This is a genomic window from Streptomyces bambusae, from assembly GCF_019400985.1.
GTDB classification, from domain to species: domain Bacteria; phylum Actinomycetota; class Actinomycetes; order Streptomycetales; family Streptomycetaceae; genus Streptomyces; species Streptomyces bambusae_A.
The window spans coordinates 1-789 of sequence record NZ_WTFF01000707.1; the positions used below are offsets into that span (position 1 = coordinate 1).

The window sequence follows — 789 nt, forward strand, 5'->3', positions numbered from 1 at the left end:
GGCGGGTCTCGCTGCGGGCGGCGTACTCGCGTTCCGCGCCGGCCAGCGCCTCGCGGGCGGCGTGCAGTCCGGCCGCGGCGGCGTGCGCGGCGGCATGCCGGGCCGTCAGGTCCGAGGTGAGGGCGAGCAGTTCGGCGGTCTGCGCGCCGCCGGCCGCGGCCTCGGCCTCCGTACGGGCCTCGGTGGCGGCGGCCAGCCGGCGCTCGGCCTCGGCCCGCCGCTCCTCGGCCTGTTCGAACTCGGCGTGCGCGGCCTCCTCCGCGGCCCGTTCCACATGGCCGGGGGCCGGCCTGGCCGGCGCGGGATGCCGGTCGGATCCGCAGACCTTGCACGGCTGCCCGTCGACGAGTTCCTGGGCGAGTTCGGCGGCGATCCCGCTCAGCCGGGCCTCCTTGAGCTCCAGCCAGCGCCCGCGGGCCGCCGCGGCCTCCTCCCGTACGGACAGCGGCCGGCCTGCGGGGGCCTCCGCCTCGGCGGCCAGCGTGTCCCGGCGCCGGGCGGCGGCCAGCTGCAACCGCGCCGGCTCCAGCCGTCCGGCCAGGTGTTCGGCCTGGGTGGCGGCCTGCTGGGCGGCGTCCACCCGGGCCCGCAGGGCCGGCCGGTCGGTCTCCCAGCGGGCGAGCCACTCGGAGGTCTCGCGCAGCAGCTCGTCGGCCGCGCGGGCCTCGCGGTCCAGGTCCGTGCGCTCGCGGGTGATCTCGGCGCTGCGCGCCTCGGCCCGGTGCGCGGCCTCCACCGCGCCCAGGTCGCCGCGCAGCCGCCGCTCCTCGCCGGCGAGCTGCTCGGCGC

1 pseudogene is annotated in these 789 nt (G+C 80.7%); it reads right to left on the reverse strand.

Features of this window, described 5'->3' with window-relative positions:
* Positions 1-789, reverse strand: a pseudogene (locus tag GPJ59_RS36660) (AAA family ATPase); the annotation flags it as partial.